Source organism: Sediminibacterium sp. FW305-C-61, from assembly GCF_058231065.1.
The window spans coordinates 1-19975 of record NZ_JBIQXR010000009.1 but is presented as its reverse complement, the minus strand read 5'-3'; the positions used below and the strand labels follow the sequence as shown (position 1 = coordinate 19975).

Annotated in this window: 23 protein-coding genes; 21 read left to right on the top strand and 2 right to left on the bottom strand. The window is 39.7% G+C overall.

All coding sequences use genetic code 11. The annotated features are described in order from the left end of the window. Nucleotides 1–4 precede the first annotated feature (4 nt). From ACH30E_RS16685 to ACH30E_RS16670, 4 genes are all read left to right on the top strand, one after another. Nucleotides 5–3001: a hypothetical protein gene (locus ACH30E_RS16685; RefSeq protein ID WP_490825731.1), complete on the top strand. Its 2997-nt coding sequence runs from the start codon at nt 5–7 to the stop codon at nt 2999–3001. Nucleotides 3002–3040: 39 nt separating this feature from the next. After that, nucleotides 3041–3646, top strand: a complete 606-nt coding sequence (locus tag ACH30E_RS16680; protein WP_490825732.1) for a DUF4468 domain-containing protein — start codon at nt 3041–3043, stop codon at nt 3644–3646. 295 nt (nt 3647–3941) lie between these two features. Beyond that, nucleotides 3942–4289, top strand: a complete 348-nt coding sequence (locus tag ACH30E_RS16675; protein WP_490825733.1) for a hypothetical protein — start codon at nt 3942–3944, stop codon at nt 4287–4289. A gap of 44 nt (nt 4290–4333) precedes the next feature. Then, nucleotides 4334–4492, top strand: a complete 159-nt coding sequence (locus ACH30E_RS16670; RefSeq protein ID WP_490825734.1) for a hypothetical protein — start codon at nt 4334–4336, stop codon at nt 4490–4492. Here the strand turns inward: ACH30E_RS16670 and ACH30E_RS16665 are convergent. Then, nucleotides 4489–4788 (bottom strand): hypothetical protein, encoded by a 300-nt coding sequence (locus ACH30E_RS16665; RefSeq protein ID WP_490825735.1) that lies wholly within the window; start codon nt 4786–4788, stop codon nt 4489–4491. The two genes, ACH30E_RS16670 and ACH30E_RS16665, sit on opposite strands and share 4 nt — an antisense overlap. Nucleotides 4789–4992: 204 nt before the next feature. Here ACH30E_RS16665 and ACH30E_RS16660 point away from each other — a divergent pair, with 204 nt between their 5' ends. The 17 genes from ACH30E_RS16660 to ACH30E_RS16580 all read left to right on the top strand — a co-directional run bounded on the left by ACH30E_RS16660 (nt 4993) and on the right by ACH30E_RS16580 (nt 18431). Further along, nucleotides 4993–5277 (top strand): hypothetical protein, encoded by a 285-nt coding sequence (locus ACH30E_RS16660; protein ID WP_490825736.1) that lies wholly within the window; start codon nt 4993–4995, stop codon nt 5275–5277. Nucleotides 5278–5288: 11 nt separating this feature from the next. Then, on the top strand, nt 5289–5594 hold the full coding sequence (locus ACH30E_RS16655) for an SEC-C metal-binding domain-containing protein (protein WP_490825737.1): 306 nt from the start codon (nt 5289–5291) through the stop codon (nt 5592–5594). Nucleotides 5595–5674: 80 nt separating this feature from the next. Next, complete coding sequence (locus tag ACH30E_RS16650; RefSeq protein ID WP_490825738.1) at nt 5675–5986, top strand: hypothetical protein; 312 nt, start codon at nt 5675–5677, stop codon at nt 5984–5986. Continuing rightward, entirely contained in the window at nt 5986–7437 is a 1452-nt protein-coding gene (locus tag ACH30E_RS16645; RefSeq protein WP_490825739.1) for a hypothetical protein, read from the top strand. Before ACH30E_RS16650 ends, ACH30E_RS16645 begins: the two co-directional genes overlap by 1 nt. Before the next feature lies 1 nt (nt 7438). Then, complete coding sequence (locus tag ACH30E_RS16640) at nt 7439–8407, top strand: DUF6712 family protein (RefSeq protein ID WP_490825740.1); 969 nt, start codon at nt 7439–7441, stop codon at nt 8405–8407. Nucleotides 8408–8423: 16 nt separating this feature from the next. Next, nucleotides 8424–8615: a hypothetical protein gene (locus tag ACH30E_RS16635; protein WP_490825741.1), complete on the top strand. Its 192-nt coding sequence runs from the start codon at nt 8424–8426 to the stop codon at nt 8613–8615. A gap of 1 nt (nt 8616) precedes the next feature. Continuing rightward, nucleotides 8617–9240 (top strand): hypothetical protein, encoded by a 624-nt coding sequence (locus ACH30E_RS16630; RefSeq protein WP_490825742.1) that lies wholly within the window; start codon nt 8617–8619, stop codon nt 9238–9240. 15 nt (nt 9241–9255) lie between these two features. Continuing rightward, on the top strand, nt 9256–9573 hold the full coding sequence (locus ACH30E_RS16625) for a hypothetical protein (RefSeq protein WP_490825743.1): 318 nt from the start codon (nt 9256–9258) through the stop codon (nt 9571–9573). Continuing rightward, nucleotides 9566–10273, top strand: coding sequence for a DUF6808 domain-containing protein (locus ACH30E_RS16620; RefSeq protein WP_490825744.1), 708 nt, complete (start codon nt 9566–9568; stop codon nt 10271–10273). Before ACH30E_RS16625 ends, ACH30E_RS16620 begins: the two co-directional genes overlap by 8 nt. Next, nucleotides 10273–11064, top strand: coding sequence for a hypothetical protein (locus tag ACH30E_RS16615; protein WP_490825745.1), 792 nt, complete (start codon nt 10273–10275; stop codon nt 11062–11064). The genes ACH30E_RS16620 and ACH30E_RS16615 overlap by 1 nt, the downstream gene beginning before the upstream one ends. 2 nt (nt 11065–11066) lie before the next feature. Further along, nucleotides 11067–11600 (top strand): hypothetical protein, encoded by a 534-nt coding sequence (locus tag ACH30E_RS16610; protein WP_490825746.1) that lies wholly within the window; start codon nt 11067–11069, stop codon nt 11598–11600. Next, the gene (locus ACH30E_RS16605; protein ID WP_490825747.1) at nt 11600–13162 is read left to right on the top strand and encodes a hypothetical protein; all 1563 of its coding nucleotides are present in this window, start codon (nt 11600–11602) and stop codon (nt 13160–13162) included. The genes ACH30E_RS16610 and ACH30E_RS16605 overlap by 1 nt, the downstream gene beginning before the upstream one ends. A gap of 2 nt (nt 13163–13164) precedes the next feature. Next, the gene (locus ACH30E_RS16600) at nt 13165–15363 is read left to right on the top strand and encodes a hypothetical protein (RefSeq protein WP_490825748.1); all 2199 of its coding nucleotides are present in this window, start codon (nt 13165–13167) and stop codon (nt 15361–15363) included. Next, nucleotides 15363–15602 (top strand): hypothetical protein, encoded by a 240-nt coding sequence (locus ACH30E_RS16595; RefSeq protein WP_490825749.1) that lies wholly within the window; start codon nt 15363–15365, stop codon nt 15600–15602. Before ACH30E_RS16600 ends, ACH30E_RS16595 begins: the two co-directional genes overlap by 1 nt. A 51-nt stretch (nt 15603–15653) precedes the next feature. After that, a complete protein-coding gene (locus tag ACH30E_RS16590) occupies nt 15654–16301 on the top strand; it encodes a hypothetical protein (protein WP_490825750.1) in 648 nt (215 codons plus the stop codon). Further along, complete coding sequence (locus ACH30E_RS16585; protein WP_490825751.1) at nt 16301–16864, top strand: hypothetical protein; 564 nt, start codon at nt 16301–16303, stop codon at nt 16862–16864. Before ACH30E_RS16590 ends, ACH30E_RS16585 begins: the two co-directional genes overlap by 1 nt. Nucleotides 16865–17087: 223 nt before the next feature. Next, nucleotides 17088–18431 carry a hypothetical protein gene (locus tag ACH30E_RS16580; protein WP_490825752.1) on the top strand — a complete coding sequence of 448 codons (1344 nt, stop codon included), beginning with the start codon at nt 17088–17090 and terminating at the stop codon, nt 18429–18431. Nucleotides 18432–18660: 229 nt separating this feature from the next. Here ACH30E_RS16580 and ACH30E_RS16575 read toward each other — a convergent pair. Continuing rightward, nucleotides 18661–19975: tyrosine-type recombinase/integrase (locus ACH30E_RS16575; protein WP_490825753.1), on the bottom strand; the 1315-nt coding region annotated here is incomplete at its 5' end.

Genomic DNA, 19975 nt, shown 5'->3' with positions numbered 1-19975 from the left:
TCAAATGGCAAAAGATCAAACAAAAGGAACATCAAGATCGATATACATCGACAGTCAGGCAGCAGAGTTTGCCATGAAACGTTTGCAGGCTGAAGCTGATAAGCTGCGTCAGAAAATTGATGCCGGTGAAGCTTCTGGTAAAACCATGAATAAGGAGCTTGCAAAGCTCGACCAGGTAAATGCAAAGATTAAAGGTGTACAGCAGCAGCTTGATGCCGGATTAAAGCCTTCTTTGATTCAACAGCAGAACCTGGTGAGGCAGCTCAATAATGAATTGTCTCGCATGAGTTCAAGCGATAAGGCCTTCAAAGAAAAACTGAAGAACTACCGGGAGGCGAATGCTCTTTTGGAACAAATGCGGAATAAAATTAATGGTGTGAAAGATGCTCAGGATGGGATGTCAAAGTCTGGCGTTTTTTCTGGAGTATTCTGGGCTAATCAGTTATCGAAAGTTGTAGACAAATTAAAGGAGGTCGCTTCTGTTGCTTTTAAATCAGCATTAGAGGCTGAAGGTGTAAGTAGAGCATTTAATAAATTAGATCGACCTGGTTTATTGGATCAGTTGCGTAAAGCAACCAGAGGGACTGTAAGTGATTTGGAGTTAATGAAGAGAGCCGTAGCTGCAAATAACTTCCAGATACCATTGGATAATATGGGCAACCTGTTAGACTTTGCGTCAAGAAGAGCAAGGGAAACCGGTGAAAGCGTAGACTATCTCGTGAACTCAATTATTACTGGTATCGCCCGTAAATCACTACCTATTCTCGATAACCTTGGAATTAGTTCTACAAGGCTGAATTCGGAAATGTCAAAGACTGGAGACTTTGCCAAAGCTGCATTTTCCATCGTTAATCAAGAGCTGGAAAAAATGGGGCCAGCTATTGATACAGCCGCAGATAAGATTGACCGTTTTAGGGCTACGTTTAATAATATGATGACAGAGTCAGCATCTGGGTTAATCTCCATCGCTGAAAACATACTAGAGGAATTTGAGAAGAATATAAACCCAGCCGGTCTTATGGCTAGAAAGGCTCTGGAACAGGTAGCCATTGATCGTGAAAATGAAAAACAAAGAGAGCTGGCAGTGATCAATGATTACAATGAAAAATTTGCAAAAGCAGATCAGGCAGGTAGGGATAAGATCATTGAACAGGTAAAAGGTGAAATTGAGATCACAAAAAACATGAATGCCGTTGCCATATTAAATGGCAATAAAGTACTTGAGAATTCTCTTAACAGGCGACTTGATTTATGGAATAATTTTCTTGAAAACCTCAAAAAAGGACTTCCTAAAGCAACCGATACAATAGCCGGAATAGAAGGCGAAATATCAATCCTTACAACTCAGTTGAAGGGATTGAAAATAGGAAGTAAGGAGTTTGTAGATACCCAAAAAAGAATTAATGATCTTAATAAACAACTTGATGCTGCTAATGGCAATAACTTAAAAAAACAAGCAGGAGATATCAAACGTTTACGTGACGAGGCTTTGGCTCTTATTGCGAGTGTTAATAATAAAGTAAAAGAGAAAACACTTTCGCCATTAGATTTTAAGTATGATCAGATTCAAGAAGAGGCTGCAAGTAATATAGAAAAACTATTGAAAAGTGCGTCAACACTTACCACCGAAAAATTAGTCGAGGGAATAAAAATAATACAAAAGAATGCCATTCTTGAAATTGACAAAGCCTTCAATGAGGAATCTGAAAAGATTAAAAAGAAAAGGGGAGATGCGCAAGTAATCCCTATTGCAAAAGGGAAAAGTAAGGAGTTATTTGATTTAAACAAATTAATAGATGAAGCTACAAAAAACACCGCTATATATGATAAGGTACTTGCAAATTTTGAACGTAATAGACAAGCAGCTTTGCAGGTTAATATAGCTTTAAATCCACAAGGTAGAAAACGATTAGATGCAGAGCTTGCCTTATTGATGGAGGAGAGACGTCAAAAGATATCAGTTGCAGATTTAACGGGGAATGAAATACTTCTTATTGAATTGGAGTATCAAGAAAAAAGGGAGCAGCTTATAAAAAATTTCTACATTGAAAAAATCAATTCAATAATTAATCTAGCTCAACAAGCAGTAGGTATTTTAGATCAAATTAACCAAGCCGCATCAGCAAAAGAGAACGCAGAACTCCAACAAACAATTAGGAATAATGATCGACGTAAGAAAGAAATCGAAAGACTATCCAGAACTAAAGTTATAAGTGAGATTGAGGCAAGGAAGCAGATTGCAGACATTGAGCGTGATGAGCAAAAGAAAAAGGATGAACTCGAAAAGAAACAGTTAGAGAGGGGTAAGAGGATTGCATTAGCTCAGGCATTAATTAATGGAGCAATGGGTATTACTTCGGTTCTAGCCGCAAAACCAGGCGTTGCTGATATTCTAAGTTTAGCTGCATTTAGAGCTATCAATATAGCGTTTACAGTTGCAACTACTGCAGCTCAGGTTGCAGCTATATCTGGACAAAAGTTTGAAAAAGGAGGTATTGCTTCTGGTGCTAGTCATGCGCAGGGTGGTATTAAATTATATGATACAAAATCAAAGAGAGTAGTTGGTGAAATGGAAGGTGGTGAGCCATATATGATTTTAAGTAAAAACTTTAGGAAGAATAACCCGGAACTAATTGCGGCTGCTCTTGATAGTAGTATGAATCGTAATGGTGCCAGAATCCGCCCATTTTGGCAATCACGACCTTATTCAAAATTAGATTACAGTGGTCTTCTAAATAGCCAGTCCATAATTCGAAAGTTTGAAAATGGCGGCATAGTATCCTCTGATAATTCTTCATTAAAACAATCTTCGGAATCTGAAATAACAGCCAAAGTTCTTTCAATGCTTGAGTATAATTACCAGGTTATTTCCTCACTAAATCAGTCTGTTACTAGATTAAATATCTTGATTGAAAATGGGATACCTGCTAATATATCGCTTCGGCAAATAGATGATGCTTATGATCAAAGGGACAGAATCATTAAAGAAGCAATAGGGTAATCTTTAAAATATTTGTAATATTGGGATAAAATGTAATCTATGAAACAGCTTCTTTTGTTGTTACTTTTACCTATTGCTTCGATTTGTCAATCCTCTGACCCGGAAACTATTGTCAGGGAAAGAGAAGCACGAGAAAAAGAAAGGCAAGAAAAAGTAGACGCCAAGAACACATTTCAATTTCCAAAGGATTCGATAACAGGGAATATTAAATATTCTGCGGTTATTCCAGTGGAGAATGCTACAGCACAAGATTTATATAGTAGGGCGAGGTTGTTCATAGCCGATGTTTATAAAAGTGGAAAAGATGTTATGCAATTGAACGATGATGCGGCAAAAATTGTAGTTGGAAATGGTGCTGCGGAAATAATTTATCAAGAATCTTTAGGACCAAAGAGATCGGGTTTTGCTAGATACCAGATAAAAATTGAGTGTAAGGATAATAGATATAGATATACTATTGATGGCCTGACTTTTAAGTTTGTAGTTAGCACCGGCTATGATGAATGGCCTTTTATTATACCTAAAAAGCCTGGTTATGTTTCAAAAAAGTCTTGGTATAATATCCAGGAATCAACTGATATCCAGATTAAGAGGGTAATTGGATTGTTAAAAAAAGCAATGAACACATCAAATTCTGATTTTTAAACAACCATGGATATTTTTTTTGGATATCAATTCTTCCCGTAAACATTGAAAAGTTGGCATATTTCTTGGATATTAATATCCAAGAACGCCAATTCCCCCACTTGCACGTTTCAAATTTCTTTCTTACTGTTGTAGTGCAGAACCAATTTTATTCAAATGGAGTACTCCACTACAAACAAGTTAGAGTATTTAAAATACGGGCATCCGAGCCGCTTGGAACGGCAACTCTTTCCTTTTGCTCCGCTTAAGGTTGGTTCTGCAGCGGATGCCTATTTTTCATTTAAATCTTTTAAAAATGCAGAACCACAAAAGAGCAACACTCAACCCCCGAACCATTAGGTTCACCAAGAAAGAACAGGCAGAAATGTTTGCCACCGTTCTATTAGGCAAAGAAGATCTGTTGGTCATCCCATCAGAGACACAGGCCCAGTACATCACCACCATGCTTTTTTATTTAGATCAATCGGTCAATCTGAAGGAGTCGCTGCCATTACTGGAGCAGATGAGGGATCACTTCAAGAAGCTCAGTAAGGACAAGTCGAACCGCAAGTTTGCCATGTACCATTACTATGCGTCTCATCTAGACGTTTATATCAGCTTTTTTGAAGACATCGTTAAAAAACGTTGTGGGTTGTATAGGTAAAGAAAGAGCCGCCTGTAGTGGGGCGGCTTCTTTATTTTTAGGCCATGGTTAGAGAAACAGAGATCATCATTACTCATCGGGATATCTTAGATTGGCGAAGGTTCCGCCGTGCAGCCGCTACTGGTAAAACTGTAAAAGACTGGAAGTTCTGTTTCTTTATGCTCAGACTTTTAAAGAAGAAGGGATATATCGATGAGGATTAAAGCTTATAAGGTTTAACGGATCTGGGTGCTTTTTTGCTTTTCCGGTTGACGTATTCAAGCGCTTCAATTATTTTCTCCAGCAGATACACATTATTCATTTGCCCGTCGATCAGCTTCCAATTAGGTCTTCTGCTTTTCAGATTCCTTTTTTCCAGTAGTGGCCGGTTATTCTGTAATATGATAGAACGATTTTTTCCCCTTACTTCAATACGTTCTATCTGATCTGTAGCATGAATTATTTCAGCAATCAGGTGCAGGGATGTGCGGTCATATTCAACTACAATGCTAAACTTCATAGCGTGAAAATACTACTCAAATTAGCTTTGCTAAACAAATTATCATTTAGGCTATTAATTGTAGTAATATCACTACACGAGTATTAAAATTTGTAAAAAATTCGATATGTTTTACTATAAATCGCAACATTCCCCCATATATTGCGTATATATACAAAAGCATTTCACATTCAAACTCACAGTTAACAATTAAAAATTAATGTTATGCTAATCAAGTTAGATGCACATCTACAAAATTTTGGAGAAGCAGGCTACCTTGCATGGATCGATGGTTCAAGAGGCATGAAGATGGCCGTTCAAGCAAATTCTCCAGAAGAAGCTACAAAAGAACTCTTAATCTCATTGAGGGTTAAGCTGGCTTACATGTTTGGTATTGATGCTGATTCAATCGAACAAAAGCAATTTGCTAATGAAGACGAACTTCAGGCTGAATTATCTAAGGCTTTAATTGAAACCGGTAAAAAGGAACTTAAGTTCCAACTGGCTTAAAATTTTAATGGATGACGGTTGTATGTTTTACTTCTGAACAGTTTTTCGAGTATTTGAGAAATCATGGCTGTAATGTAGTGGATGAATCATTTTATGATACATACAATAGAGTCATCGTTGAAGTGAATGGGGAAACATTTCCAATGCAGTGTTTGCCTAAATACTTTTACCCTGTAGTAGTTCAAACCTGTGAACTGATGGGTATACCAGCACCCGAAGATCATTTACATGCATACTGGCAACATTTTAAAAGAGACCATCCTTGTCATTGCGGGAGCGGTACAGCTTTTAAAGATTGTCATGGTAATAAAAGCTAAAAAAGGGGATCATTTGATCCCCTTTTTTATTGCATTTCATTGTCCTTTCCCCTCCCGAAGTATAGCTCCATATTTGATTCGTGGAAACGATCACCCTCAAGGAAGTTATACAGATTATGGATGGCGGACAAACGTTCAGCCTACTTGCCATTACCTGTAATAAAAGGGAGCGGACAGGTGGCGAAGAACTGTTTTTCCCTCGTGCCCAAAAGCATGATCCGGTTAAAGAAACGGATAAAAGAGCCATTGCCTCCGCCCAGCCCAAGTCTTCCTTAAGGAAAAATCCCAACCACTTTAAAAACAGCACCCGTAACGTGATCCTGCCTAATGGCCAGATCCGGCAGGTGCATATTCGCCTTATCAGGCAATTCAACGGTAAAACGGTTCTGTAATGGATTATTCAAAAGGTGGGTTTGCATTCAGCTCAAAATCTGGTGCCCTGTATATGAAAAATGGGGTAGCCACTTATGGTAATGAGGTGGACGGACAGTTGTTTTCTGCCCCGCCAGATGTATGTCAGGATTTTTCATCCTCGTTATGGAGCCCTTGGGGTGAAAACAATCTATTACCCCTTGAAATGGCCGATCATATTGAGAATTGCGGGGTATTACAGGCAGCTTTAGACTCTAAGGCAAGGATCAGCGCAGGAAAAGGATTTCAGCCCTTTCTTTTGACCAATGTTAAACCAGATGGAACAGAGGAATTGGAATGGGTTTCTGATTCAGAAATTCACGACTGGTTGGAGTCTAATAATTTCTTCGATGTATCACTTGAGCGCTCCTTTGATAAGAACGGGTATGGATGGTCACCAGGTAGCTTTATCCTCAATAAAGGCCGTGATTATATTAACCGTGTCCGCAGGATTGACGTTGTTTCTGCCCGTTTACAAAAGAGAGAAAAGATAAACAAGGGTAATCAGATCAAAAGCCTGATCCTTTGTAACGACTGGAAGCAGATTGGATCTTCCTCTTTTGACAAAGAAAAGATGGCGCAAATTCCCTTACTCAGGGAGCATTATGAACTGGAAGACCTAGCCGAAAGAGCGGCTGGTAATGGCGGCTTTGAATTCGGATTCATGAGCAGAACCCTTCGTAATGGTCGCAATTACTATTCTCTTCCATTATGGTATGCAGTAAGAGCCTGGGTAAAGGTTGCCAGAAGTGTGCCTGCTTTCAAAAACGCCATGTTTGCTAACCAGATCACCATTAAGTACCTGATCAGTATTTCTGAAAAATATTTTGAGGATGCTTATGACGCATGGGATGATGATGAAACTTATGATGAAGAGAAACGCAACCAGATCCGGGAAGAGAAGTATAATGAAATTGATGAGTGGTTGACTGGTGAGGATAAGACTTACAAGACGTGGATTACAGGTAGGTATTGGGATGACGTAGCCCAGAAAGAAATTTCATACGTTCAAATCGAGGTGATCGATGATAAAGTGAAGGACGGGAAGCTTCTGCCTGAATCTTCTGCAGCGAACAGTGAAATACTGTTTGCAATAGCTATGAACCCGGCTCTGATCGGAGCGGGTCAACCAGGTGGACCTTATAGCAATAATGCCGGCGGTAGTAATATCAGGGAGAGTTACCTAATACAGTTAATGCTTTTGGAAGCTGAACGCCGTGAGAACGCCCAGATATTAAATGTGGTTAAGAAGTTCAATGGCTGGAGTGAGAGGCTTGAAGTGGAAAGAACTGTATACCCGGTAACCTCTACTGGCAATACAGCAGTCATGTCTTCAGGTATAAAAATGAAACCACGGTTGGTTTTTCGTTGCATGAGTGGTTTGCTTACAACTCTGGATACTGGTAAATCTACAAAAGCTGAACCCCTTTAATATGTTATTCAAAGCCAACGATATTAGCACTTTCAAGAAGTATGTCAACGTAAGTTTTACGTTTGATACCAATAATAATTTCCCTGGTCTTGACGAGGCCGAGCAGGAATTCTTAAAGCCGATTTTGGGTGAAGATCTATTTGACATACTACAGGCACAGGCAGATGCTGAAAATGTTGAAGAGCAGTATGAAGAGTTATTGGGGAAGGCTCGTCGATATGTGGCTCCGCTTTCTATTCTTCTTGGTATTTCAACCCGTCATATACAAATAGGTGATACTGGCCTTAAAAAAACTGTATCAGAAAATAAGGAGAATGTCTTTGGATGGGAATACAGGGAAGTCAAAGAAGAGCTCAGAGACAAATGCGCCAAAGCACTGGATCGTCTTTGGGAGTATCTTTTTGAAGAGGGAGATACTTTGGATTGGGCTGATCCTTCACCGATAAAATTGTTGTTTAAAAATGGGGCTGATTTCAATCGCAGCTATGCATTGCATCAACCTCACAGAGTATATCCTCAATTAAAGCCAACGATTAAAAAGGTTGAGGAGTTGTTTATATGGGATTCCCTTGGAGAGGAATTTCTTAATGAGTTAAAAGAAGTAGCTGTTCCATCTGACCATCAGAAAAAGGTAATCGATCTGCTTAAAAGTGCAATAGCTCATTTTACTATTCATAAGATAGTGGGAACACTTTCAATAAAGGTTACTGAAAACGGGCTGACAGTGCTTTTAAATGATGCCGGTGATCAACCATACAAAGGAGAGCGGATTGCTCCAGATAACCTGCTTACGATGACAAGGGATGAAGCATTGAGAGATGGTAATAAGTATATGAAAAAGGTCAGGTCATACCTGCGGGATAATAAAGGAGAAGCAGTGTTCAATACTTATATCCAAAGCAAATATTTCACAGAAAGATCAACTGAAAAGGTAGACTACAATGCGACTCGAAAAGGAATTTTTAAATAGAAACGCCAATAGTTCAATGGAGAATCATCAAAACAACCCAAATGCAATAAGCCTGTTTGGATTCCTGATTACAAACATATTTGGATGGCTATCACATGTAACAAAAGATGACGTCATTTTTGTTATGGCCATTGTATCATTTTTAATCACCAGCGGCTACACCATTGAAAAGTGGTGGAGAATGCGTAAAGGGCAAAAGGTAGATTAGTATGGCATCGGCATCCTCGGTTAATATTATTAAGCCAGTTCTTTCCGCTTCCGACAGATCGAGAGCGAAATATCAGGACTTATGGAATACCATGGTAATCCATCCAGGTAAGGTGCAGGAAGTTATTCGGGAAGCACAGCGGATAATTAAGTACCGCAAACGCTTTGAGATCGTTGTTAATCACTGTGCTGGAAATATACCATGGTTTTTTATTGGTATGATTTACTACAGAGAAGATGGGCTCACATTTAAAGGTCATGTACATAACGGTGATTCTCTTCGAGCCAGGACATACCGGGTGCCAAAAGGAAGACCACTTACAGTACCGCTAAATAAGGCAGGATACAGTTTTGAAGAATCAGCCTTTGACCTGATCAAACTAAAGGGGTATGATAAGGTAAAGTCCTGGTCGCTCGAAACACTTCTTTACTACATGGAGTCAATGAATGGCTTTGGATATGTAAGGAAAGGGATTAATAGCCCATACTTATGGAGTTACACGAACCATTATTCCAAAGGGCTTTATGTGGCTGACCATAAGTATGATGCTAATGCCGTAAGTAAACAAATTGGTTGCGCCCCCCTGCTTCGTTACCTGACCGATAAGACACTGGGATTATTATAAACTCAAAACAATAACATGGAAAACATTTTAAAATTTCTTACTTGGGACAGCCTTCATTTAGATGGGGTAATCGTATTGCTGGTTATCTGCTCCGGGCTTTGGCAAAAAAAGTACCTGGAAACAGTTAACATCATTCCTGCTTGGAAAACCTTATTGGTAAGTCTTGTAGGATGTCTATTTTATTTAGGTCTATTACTCATATCTGGTGAGTTGAAAAATGAAAAGCTGGTAGACTATTTTATCAGTTTTGCAGTAGCTACCAGTATGTATGATTTGATAATGAAGCCCATCATGGCGAAGTTTTTCCCTCCAAAATCAAAGACAGATGAATAAAAAACAAATCCTCTGGAATGTCCTTGCTGCTATTTTAGGAGGCATAATAGTATGGTTATTATTAAAGCCTTCTTCACCCATGGCTACGCCCGAAAAGGGTAATGCTGCCATTGCAGCACCAATAAGCAAGCAGTATACAGATGCTGCCGGCACCGTACATACGGAAGTTAAAGTGGCCGGGGTGGAGAAGGGTTCTGAAATCCCATTGTTTTATAAACGGCAGATTGATTCAATGGCTGCAGTGCTGAAGACTAAGGAAAAATATATTGAAGAATTGGTGCAGGCTAATTTGGAAAACAGCGGCACATTTATTCCTATCTATATTGATACTTCCGGCAAGCAATCGCTAAGCCCATCAGATTCAACTGGCACCATTGCCCCGAATTTGGGTGTTTATTTTAATGACCAGTATTTAACACTTAAGGGAAACCTTCATAAGGATAGCCTTTGGAAGTATTCTATTCGTGAAATACTCAACATAACGACCCATTATAAAAAGAAGGGTTGGTTTACAAGAGAGCTGACAGTAGATGTATCGAGTACAAATCCGAATACCAGGATAGTTGGATTAAGCGGTATAAGTATTCGACCTAAACCAACTAAATGGGGCATCGGTTTTTTTGCTGGAACAGCTTTCGATGGGAAAAAATGGTCACCGTCCATAGGTATTGGTATTCAAAGAAGCTTTATCCGTTTTTAATGATAGATGTAACATATTCAAGCTCAAAGGGAGTAACCACGCATATTCTACCTGAAAATTATAATGAACTTTCAGGAAAGCAGGTGCTTGCGATATGTAGACTTTTTTTCTCTTCAGTTCCTATTGCTATTGCAAGATTAGAAGCGCTCAGGATACTCCTATCTAAAAGCCGGTACTCATTTTACAGAATGAGCCTGGAGGCGAAAAGTGGGTTGTTAGAATATGTTGAATGGGTATTTGAAAAGAATGGATTGACAAATCAATTCTTACCGGTATACCGGCCAAAGTTTGGGTTGCATGGTTCATTTTATGGACCAGCTTCGGACTGGGATAATTTAACAATGTCAGAATGGAGTGCTTGTGAGGTATATTATGAGTGGATGATCAGCGGAGAGAAGGAAGATGCGCTGGACCATCTTATTGCTGTATTGTATCGGAAAGGAAAGAAGGGATATGATAAGGCAAAAGATACCGATGGTGATATCAGAGTAAAGTACAATCATAATGAAACCGGGTATTGGGCTAAAAAGGTCGCTAAATGGCCAATGCCTGTTAAGCTGGCAATTCTGATGTGGTATGATGGGTGTCGTGAAATGATGATTAGCACATACGATGTATTCGATGATGGAGCAGCTCCTGCAGATGTTAAAGCACCGGGAATGTTCGAATTGATACGTGGATTGTGTGGAACCAGGTACGGCAGCTTTGATGCCGTAGAGCAAATGAATGTTCACAAGGCCCTTCGGGAAATGGAAATTTTAAAAGTCGAAGCTGCAAAAATTCCTAAATGAGCATGAATAACTATACCGATAAAAAAGAGTACCTCGAGAGCCTTGCTTCTTTAAATAAGCTGGTTGCTCATAATCGTCCGCTGTCTGAAGGTTCAACCACCAACCGGGTGAGTTTTATTCCAGTTGAAGATGAAGATGGACTGAGTACAGCGATAACCACAGGCATTCATTTTCCATGTGTAGTAATGATGGACCTGAGCGGAAGGTTTCGTGATCTGTCAGGAAGCATAAGGAAAGAATGGTCAAATACAATATGGTTTTTACATAAGGGCCAAGCTGACAGTGAGCATGAAAAGAAGCGAATCGCCTATGAAATGGCTGAGACTGTTATGAATCAGTTTATTTCTAAAATGCTCAATGATTTTGAAGAAGAAGGGAGCTGTGGACCATTTAAGGACCTGAACATTAATGACTTCTTTTTCCAAATGACAGGTGATGTTGAGGATGGTGTATTTGGTTGGAGGCTTAGTTTCCCTGATCAAATTAATGCGGATGACATAACCCAATTTGATAATACAAAATGGCATGATGAATAATGGCACATCAGGTATTTGAACGACCCAACGCCTACTGTTTTTCAAAAAATGAAATTCGTTATGGCTATAATGTTACTGACTTAGATAGACCCGGTCTTTATCTTGAAGCGAAGCTATATTATAAGATACTAGACGGTCTGGCAAAGTTGAATTGGGTAATGAATGAAGAAACGTATGACTGTAATTTATTCATTAAAGTAAATGGGGTAACAATCCGGGAAGCGGCTTTTACGGCACAGGGATTCGATTTTGTCAAAGCTGGCGATACCGTTACGCTGATAGTTCCCATTTTTGTAGCATGGCCTGCAATAGGAACGCCTTATGCCAAACTAAGGGTTCTGAAAGATGGAGAGGAAATTTTCAACCAGTTCACTTATGATCAGGATGAACCAAATTGGCTCACTTACACTTTTGTGGCAGAAGCTGATGCTATTTATACAATCAAAGCATATACAAAAAACGAGGAAACTTTCCCGCCTTCTAATGAGATACTGATTATTACAGAATCTCCATACACTTATCTTACTTCTTGGAAGTTAAAACCAACGAGTGATGGGAAGGTTTATTTGCCTATTAACCAGTATATTGACAGCTTATTGAATTACAAGCTTCCTACAGCTTCAATCTCAAAAGACCAGGGTCAAACCTGTAAGTTCTATCTGATTTCAAGAGAGGTTACTGATGCGGATCCCGATTCAAATTTTACAAATACTGAGGCTTCAAAGCCAAGGCTTGCAATAAAGGGAGGTATTGAGCATCATCGTTATGCTAGGAATAATTTCTTTATTAATTATTTTGATGTTGTAAAGCCATTTTTTACATGGCAACCATCTTTCAGAATGGTTTGGGTTGATCAACCATTATACCTGTCTGTCTTCTCTAAAACAGGCACGCTGAATGGCTGTGTATTAAGAATTACTTACCGGAGTACTGCAAATGTGGAGACTATTGCAAACATCGATCTTACGCAGGAGGGTTATATAGTTCACATAAAGACGGATCCGCATAGCCTGGGTATTCCAACTGCGGAGCTATATTGGTGGGAAGTGAGCATATTGAAAGATGGTGATGTGATTGTATCAGGCTATCGTTACTATAAGAATTACGATCCAGTTTATAATCCAACGGATCTCATTTCATTCAATAGTTTGGGTGGCCTTGATTCAATTAGGCTTACAGGTGAAATTACCAGTGGAATTGAAAGAAATAATCAGGACGCAGAGGGGGGCTTTAAAAGTGATGAATGGAGCGCAATTGTTAAATCGCATCAATCAAGCCATATTGGTATTACCTACCGTAGAACATTTAAGGGTGATGTTGGATATCAAAGAACTATTGAAGAGCAGGAGTCACTTATCGGCATTTTGCTTTCACCATTGATTTATAGAATAATTGATTCGAGGTTTGTACCGGTTATCATTAATCAAAAAAGCCTGCAGCTCAGAAAGAATACCGATAAGCTAATAAGCTTCCCTGTTGAGGGTGCTAATAGTGGGGAAGATGAAGTATTTACCCCTGAACATATTGATTTGGGATTAGGTAACGACACAGAAGTCTATTAATTATGTTTTCGATACGATATAAAAATGAGATTGTTGATATTCAGCCCGGTCAGAAGATCGAGCATACCAGGAACAATCCTATGTTTCTGATAGAGTCTCTTGTTGGGGAATACAGTACCCCATTAACTATCGTAGCTACGGAAAAAAATGTCCGTTTGTTTGGCGAATACTTTTTTGATTTATCAATAAAGAAGAAAGGCAAATTTGAAGTAGAAATATTGGACCAAGGGAGCTTTGCCTTTAATGCCACTTTAGTGATTGAAAGCGCAAATGTCAACAGGAGGGTATTTGGTAAAGGGAATGCTTCTGGCTTTATTCTTAATGGCATCAGCAGCTTTCTATCAAAAATAAAAGACAAGAAAGCTAGCAAGCTGGAATGTGATGGAGAAAGGGTGTTTGAGTATACAACCAATGATCCAACGGATAATTCAGGAGGTTATGTTCAGCATTTTCAACAGACATGGGATAACACATTTGATTATATCGTCGCCCCTATCAGGAATGATTTATGGACTGGCGATCCGGATGACCAGTTAGCAAATGGTTGGATGAATATTTTAGACCTGAATGCTAATCTAATGCCTATTCAGGCCTATGTTTTGCAGCCAAGGGTAAAATACCTGTTTGAGTGTTTGTTTAAAGAACACGGATGGCTATTGGATAGTTCAGCCATGGCAGGTACCGGTTGGGAAAACATTTTCCTTTTCTCCGTTAAGCCATTATTTACGACCAATGTTACATGGGAGCAAACCTGGGTGGGTGATCAGTATGAAAATCTCCCTACAGCTACCAATATTGCAGAGCTGAGGTTCAAGCTGGCAGAATGGATAAGCCCTGAAGTAACCTGTACGGATCTATTACTCGAAATATGTAAAAAGTATGGTTGGGTTCCGTTATGCAGTAGTTATTCGAATGTATGCCGGTTAATCCCTCTTAATAAAGCCAGATCCGGAAGGCTTAAGGATTGGACGAAATATGCATCCTCTACCGTTTCAGCAGATTTCTCCGGAGAACCTAAGGTTTTCGAGTTTAAAAATGAGATGCCGTCCAATGATGAATTGCCATCTAAACCGAGCTTTGAAAGTCTGAAAATTGAACCGCCAGTTTTAAGTAAAGCTGATTTACCTAGCCCATTAGGTAATTATGATAATTCGGTGATTTATGCTTTTAAGGAAAATCAATATTTCAGGATAGAACTCGATGAGACTACTAACCAGCGGGTGTGGGCTGTTTTTGCTGATAATATCTATGATGAAGAAGTTGAAGGCGCTACTGATACATTTGAAACAAAAGTATCAACGTTACCCGTCTACAGAACCAAATACCGTACATCCGCTGGAGTTGATTATTACGGTCTTTTCGCTTATTGCAAGCAGAGCCGCAATAAAGAATGGGGTCTTCGGACGCTCTATTACCATGGATTAGTAGATGAAGTAAAAAACGATGGTTCCCCCGGCCCAAAAAAATACCCATACTTAAGTAGCATTAATATTCTGCCCAACGGCACTCAATCCGGAGATTGGAGTAATGTTTTGAGGCATCAGAACGGGGATGATGATTTCGGGATCATAAAATACTGGTTTCAGCCATGGATTGATTTGATTGGTCAGGTTGAAACGGACGAGCAGAAGATTTATTTGCCCATTCATGAGTTGTATAAGTATGAATGGGATGATATCATTCTCTTTTTTAACATAGCTTACCTGGTACGTAGCTTCATTGAGCCTCGTGGTTATCCTGGTTTCATCCAGGCTACTTTACAAAAGCTGAGTCTTGATAAGTTTGATGCAGAAGGGGCGCCAGCTCCGGATGTTTATTTGAAAATGGTTTTTGAGAACCCTGTATTCATTCCTCTGATCACGCTAACCGGCTACACAGAAGGTATCACTTATACAGATGTTACTGAAGGGGACTGGGTCATTTATGTCTATGCTGATCCTGCCGGTACTATACCTACAAACCCAACCGTTCCATTGAAAGTATATATTGAGAATGTAACGCAGGCGGACAGTAATCCTGATCCATCAATTTTGGGCGGATTATATGATATGGACACCAATGGAGATTTGATAGTTCTGGGCAATCCTATTGTATTACATGATATGCAGGAGGCAACCTTGAACGTTCCTCCATCTTACTCCAGCCATTTTACCAGGTACTTTAGATTAAGGCCGGGAACCGGATATAAAATCATTGAATAATGTGGCAAGAAGCACTAACCATCTTTTTAGAAACCTATTCTCCTACTGATAGCCTGCAGGAGTCAACGCACCAGTTTACTACCAATGAAATTTGTACCATGCTTGAAAAACATGCCGGCGGTATCATTGAAAAGCCAGAATTGGTTAAAACACTGTCCGATAAGGGGTTTAAATATATCAGAACAGGAGATCTTACTTTAGAATGGCTAATGGTTCAAGTTCCTATTCCTTCCTACTAGTGTCCGTTCATTGTCCTTTCCATAGCGGACATAGCTTCTCATATTAGCGTCATGAAAATTATTCATGACTGGATTAAAAGAGGCAAGAACTACCATGTCGGTACTGCCATCTTCAATGTAATCAGCAAAAACGAGGACCTTAAATCCTTGTTCAGAAGGGGTGCTAACCCTCAATCTCAGGTAATACTGGAGAAAGAACTTTTGAGCTTTCTCGAGAAGTCACCGGTTTCAATTATTAAGACAGAGCTGGTTAGCGAAGAAATCCCCGATTCTGATGATAAAGTATTGTCCTCCATCAGGAATAAATGGCTTCCTCTCTATCAAAGAATGAATTACCTAAGGCATGAGCTGGATAAATATTCGGGTAATGAGAAAGAGATGATTGATATCCGCAAGCCCATGGCTTTTGAAATACTAGAGCTTGAGCAATCTTGTCAGGACTTATGGGATAAGGCAGATGAGTATAAAAAGACAGGTAAAATACCTGATTTAGAGCCTTCAGAAGAAGACGCTCAGTTTACTGTTCCTGAGTGTCCGCTCGATAAAGCCAAGGCAATTGAAAATGCAAAGCGTAATATCCGCCGTAACCGAAAGAAAATAGATGAAGACGCTAAAAATGTGACGGCAGCCATGCTCTATCGCAAATACCGGGATTTCTACTTCAGATTAACAGGCGAACAATATAAAGAGAAGAAATAATGTCGAAAGGGATAAAATTATTCAAGCCAACGGAAGAGCAGTTTGATACCAATCGTGATATCATCATTTCGCATCTGGAATCAGGGGGTGAGGTTCCTTTGACTCCATTTCAACAAGAGTTATTGGAAAGGTGGGAAAGAGCCGATGAGTTAATTAAACGCAATATCGGGAAGAAAAACAGGGAAGAGATCGCCAATATGTTGCGATCAATTTACAAGTACCACCGGGCTACTGCATACCGTGATATGATGGATGCAGAATTTGTTTTTGCCTCATCAAAACCATTTAACAAAAAGTATCTGTTCGGTATTCGGATCGAGTATTGTATGAAACGGATAAGGGAGTCTCAGGAGATAGGTGATTCAAAAACAGAGGTTTCTTTTGAGCAGTTATTGCAGAAATACATCGAGATGTATCCGGATGATATTGTTGATCCTGGTAGTCAGACCGTGATATTCAACATAGATAACCGAACCATACAGGGGCAGGTTTTGCAAACCGAGGAAGCAACGGCCATTATTGAAGATGCTCTTTTAAAGTTACCTGATGGAAAAAAAGACTGAGATTAATTTAAATAAGAGTCAGGCAAAGATTCATTTAATCAATGCCAATGTCACCCATTTTCTTGGGCCAAGGGCTACAGGTAAAACGCAAGGGGGAATTGGACCCAGACTATTGCACTTAAGCAGGGTAATGCCTAGGAGTCAGTGCGTTCTTTATTCTGATACATTTGAAAGGCTGGAAAGCGTTATCGTCCCAGCCATAACGAGTTTCCTAAGTAATGAGATGGGCATCATTGAGGATAAAGACTTCGTGGTATTTAAGAAGCCACCAGTAAACTGGAAAAAGCCCATTGTTGAACCAAGGAAGTACGATCGAGCCATCACCTTTAATTCGGGATTTGTAGTGATCTGTGGATCCTCACACAAGGACGGATCTGTCAACGGTATCAATGCTCAGTCTGCAATAATTGATGAGACAAAGTACGTAAGTAGAGACAGGATCACTACCCAGTTATATAAGGCTTTACGTGGCCAGTTTAAAAGATGGGGGCATCTTCCTGAATATAGGAGTGTTTGGTCTTTCTCTGATAAATATGAAGGGGATATCGACTGGATTCTAGCGCTCAGAGATCAGCAGGATAATAAGCTGATTCAGGCCATACTTACCAAATCAATTGAGGTAATGGAATGGAAGAATCAGTTGGCACTAATGAAGAAGTCTGGAGCTTCTGAGTCGAGTCTTTATCGACATGCCTTAAAGATTCATGAGGTGGAATTCAAATTGAATCAGTTGCGTAAAGAATTAGTCTATGTATGTGATGCAGAACCCTTTGAGAATATTGATATCCTTGGTGAGAAATACTATCGGGACCAGAAGAGAGACTGTAAAACAGAAGAGGAATACAATGTGGCCATATTGAATAAGGATCCCGGTAAGGTAGAGCACCCTTATTACCCTGACTTCAATGAGGATAATCAGTATGAATCCATGGATGATATTGAGCAGGATAAGCCGCTTATTATATCAATGGATTATAACTGGAGGATTATTAGCCTTGAAGTATCTCAGATAGCTAAGCTACCAGGTAAGTCTACTGTTTCTTTAAATACTGTAGCATCTATTCACGCTGTAGAACCTAAGGCAGGAATACCTGAAGCAATCAGGCTCTTTGATGATATGTTCCTAATGCATCGGAGGAAGTATCTCTACTATGTATTCGATTCAACAGCTATTGCTAAGGATGCAGGTAGGAAGTCTTTAAAGGATCTGGTTATTAAAGAGCTTAAGCTGCGTAAGTGGAATGTGAAGCCAGTCTATATCAAGGACCTGCCTGATCAGTCTATACGTTTCCATCATACTGCTGACTGGTTGAATGGCAAAGGCATTATGCCGGTTATGGTTAATAAGTACAGAGCAGATCCTCTTATTAATAGTATCAACAGGACCGGGGCGATCACATCCAGTGGTAAGACAAAGAAGAACAAAAAGCCTGAGACAGACATGAAGATACCGGCAGAGAATGCTCCACACCATACAGAGGCATGGGATCAGGTCTTGTGTGCCGTACTGGAAAAGAAAGTAATCAAGCCTATGGGAGGCAGAGGGGCATTGATGAGAGGCAAGTAGTGTCCGCTTGCGTCATAGTAATGCCATTGATGACAACTTATTGATAAACAAAGGCCTGCGGGGTGTCCGCAGGCCTTTCATATTTCTACTCATCGAAGGTGTCCGCCCCCCCGGCTGATAGGACAAGCCGTGGTGCGTAATAAATGATTAAACGTTTTTTTCGATGGTTTGGCCTGAAAGCCTTGTAAACACTGGGTTTTATATAAAATTTTTGCGACTTATTTTTTCATCAGAAAATTCGGAAGTTCATATCCTTCAGCTCGATAAAGTAGGCTCCAAGTTTTCGAATGTATCGTTCTGTCATAACCGAAGAGGAATGCCTGTTTTGGCTTTGCTGCCATTTGAGGTCAACCTTCCCTTTATTTCTTAACAGGTATTCAATGTTACCGGTATGTTTAAGAGCGTACATATCCTTTTTAATACCGAGGTCGTCTTTCACTTTGCTTCTCCAGTGTTCTGATGGTATATTCTTTCGAAGTTTTTTCAATCCGGGAGTAAAGCCCATCCCAAAAAGATAATGGTTGCCATCATAATTCTGCAGCTCCATTTCCAACAGCATAGTTTTTAAAGGAGGTACAATCTGTACGTAAGCTGCATTACCATTCTTTGTTTCAGTTTTTCTAAACCTGATCACATCCCTTTCAAAGTCAATATCATTGACTCTTAATCTAGCTATCTCGCTAGGCCGTGCCCAGGCATAATAGATCATACTGAGGTATCGGATGAAGTTTCTTTCTCCCATAGCAGAAAGACCTTCAAAAACAGCGGTCATTTCCTTGCTATTTAGCGGTTCAAAGCGTGTGTCTTTTTCGGTATCAAGAACCTGGTGTTTTTTTATTCTTGGTACAGAAATAAATGGATTGATTGGAGTCCAATTCTTGTCAACTCCGATCGCCCAGAATTTAGCCATGTAGGATAGGGATGCATTTATTGTTTTTCTGCTCAACCCTTCTTTTCTCATGTAGGCCCTGTATTCTTTGGCATGATCAATAGTGATGTGTTCCATCAATAAACTCACCCATTCTTTAATCTGAATGAATTTGCAAAACCTGTTGTAATGCTCTCTGAATGCAGCACGGGATGTGATCGTTCCTTCCTCACATAATTCTACAGCTATTTTGTAGAGCTGTGCTTGTACGTGGTACTGATCTCCAAATTTTGCTTTGGCTCGATCGATGAAAGGGTTAAATCCATTTTTTAATTTCTCATTGAGAAATTGAACAATAGCCCTACCGTAATCTGTTCTGGCTCCTTTGGTAGGCATTCGATTGATTTCAAATCTTTCTTTGAATCGATGAAACTTACCTGTCTCAGGATTGATAACATAAAACTCAACATACCATTCCTTGGTGATGTCTCCTTTAGCGTTGTAAAGCTTTGCTGGTTTGTAATGTGTAGGTGTATGCATAATAAAGAATTTGCTATTGCGAAATTCTTCAAGCATACTTTTATGATCCGCCCGGCTGGTCGCCCGACTTTTCTTTTTGGAAGAATGAAACCCTTGCTGTGCAAGGATTTCATTTGTACCCGGTACGGGAATCGAA

Excerpts from the sequence above, each read along its gene's own strand:
- ACH30E_RS16685 (WP_490825731.1), top strand. The coding sequence starts at position 5 with ATGGCAAAAGATCAAACAAAAGGAACATCAAGATCGATATACATCGAC.
- ACH30E_RS16680 (WP_490825732.1), top strand. The coding sequence starts at position 3,041 with ATGAAACAGCTTCTTTTGTTGTTACTTTTACCTATTGCTTCGATTTGT.
- ACH30E_RS16675 (WP_490825733.1), top strand. The coding sequence starts at position 3,942 with ATGCAGAACCACAAAAGAGCAACACTCAACCCCCGAACCATTAGGTTC.
- ACH30E_RS16670 (WP_490825734.1), top strand. The coding sequence starts at position 4,334 with ATGGTTAGAGAAACAGAGATCATCATTACTCATCGGGATATCTTAGAT.
- ACH30E_RS16665 (WP_490825735.1), bottom strand. The coding sequence starts at position 4,788 with ATGAAGTTTAGCATTGTAGTTGAATATGACCGCACATCCCTGCACCTG.
- ACH30E_RS16660 (WP_490825736.1), top strand. The coding sequence starts at position 4,993 with ATGCTAATCAAGTTAGATGCACATCTACAAAATTTTGGAGAAGCAGGC.
- ACH30E_RS16655 (WP_490825737.1), top strand. The coding sequence starts at position 5,289 with ATGACGGTTGTATGTTTTACTTCTGAACAGTTTTTCGAGTATTTGAGA.
- ACH30E_RS16645 (WP_490825739.1), top strand. The coding sequence starts at position 5,986 with ATGGATTATTCAAAAGGTGGGTTTGCATTCAGCTCAAAATCTGGTGCC.
- ACH30E_RS16640 (WP_490825740.1), top strand. The coding sequence starts at position 7,439 with ATGTTATTCAAAGCCAACGATATTAGCACTTTCAAGAAGTATGTCAAC.
- ACH30E_RS16635 (WP_490825741.1), top strand. The coding sequence starts at position 8,424 with ATGGAGAATCATCAAAACAACCCAAATGCAATAAGCCTGTTTGGATTC.
- ACH30E_RS16630 (WP_490825742.1), top strand. The coding sequence starts at position 8,617 with ATGGCATCGGCATCCTCGGTTAATATTATTAAGCCAGTTCTTTCCGCT.
- ACH30E_RS16625 (WP_490825743.1), top strand. The coding sequence starts at position 9,256 with ATGGAAAACATTTTAAAATTTCTTACTTGGGACAGCCTTCATTTAGAT.
- ACH30E_RS16620 (WP_490825744.1), top strand. The coding sequence starts at position 9,566 with ATGAATAAAAAACAAATCCTCTGGAATGTCCTTGCTGCTATTTTAGGA.
- ACH30E_RS16615 (WP_490825745.1), top strand. The coding sequence starts at position 10,273 with ATGATAGATGTAACATATTCAAGCTCAAAGGGAGTAACCACGCATATT.
- ACH30E_RS16610 (WP_490825746.1), top strand. The coding sequence starts at position 11,067 with ATGAATAACTATACCGATAAAAAAGAGTACCTCGAGAGCCTTGCTTCT.
- ACH30E_RS16605 (WP_490825747.1), top strand. The coding sequence starts at position 11,600 with ATGGCACATCAGGTATTTGAACGACCCAACGCCTACTGTTTTTCAAAA.
- ACH30E_RS16600 (WP_490825748.1), top strand. The coding sequence starts at position 13,165 with ATGTTTTCGATACGATATAAAAATGAGATTGTTGATATTCAGCCCGGT.
- ACH30E_RS16595 (WP_490825749.1), top strand. The coding sequence starts at position 15,363 with ATGTGGCAAGAAGCACTAACCATCTTTTTAGAAACCTATTCTCCTACT.
- ACH30E_RS16590 (WP_490825750.1), top strand. The coding sequence starts at position 15,654 with ATGAAAATTATTCATGACTGGATTAAAAGAGGCAAGAACTACCATGTC.
- ACH30E_RS16585 (WP_490825751.1), top strand. The coding sequence starts at position 16,301 with ATGTCGAAAGGGATAAAATTATTCAAGCCAACGGAAGAGCAGTTTGAT.
- ACH30E_RS16580 (WP_490825752.1), top strand. The coding sequence starts at position 17,088 with ATGGGCATCATTGAGGATAAAGACTTCGTGGTATTTAAGAAGCCACCA.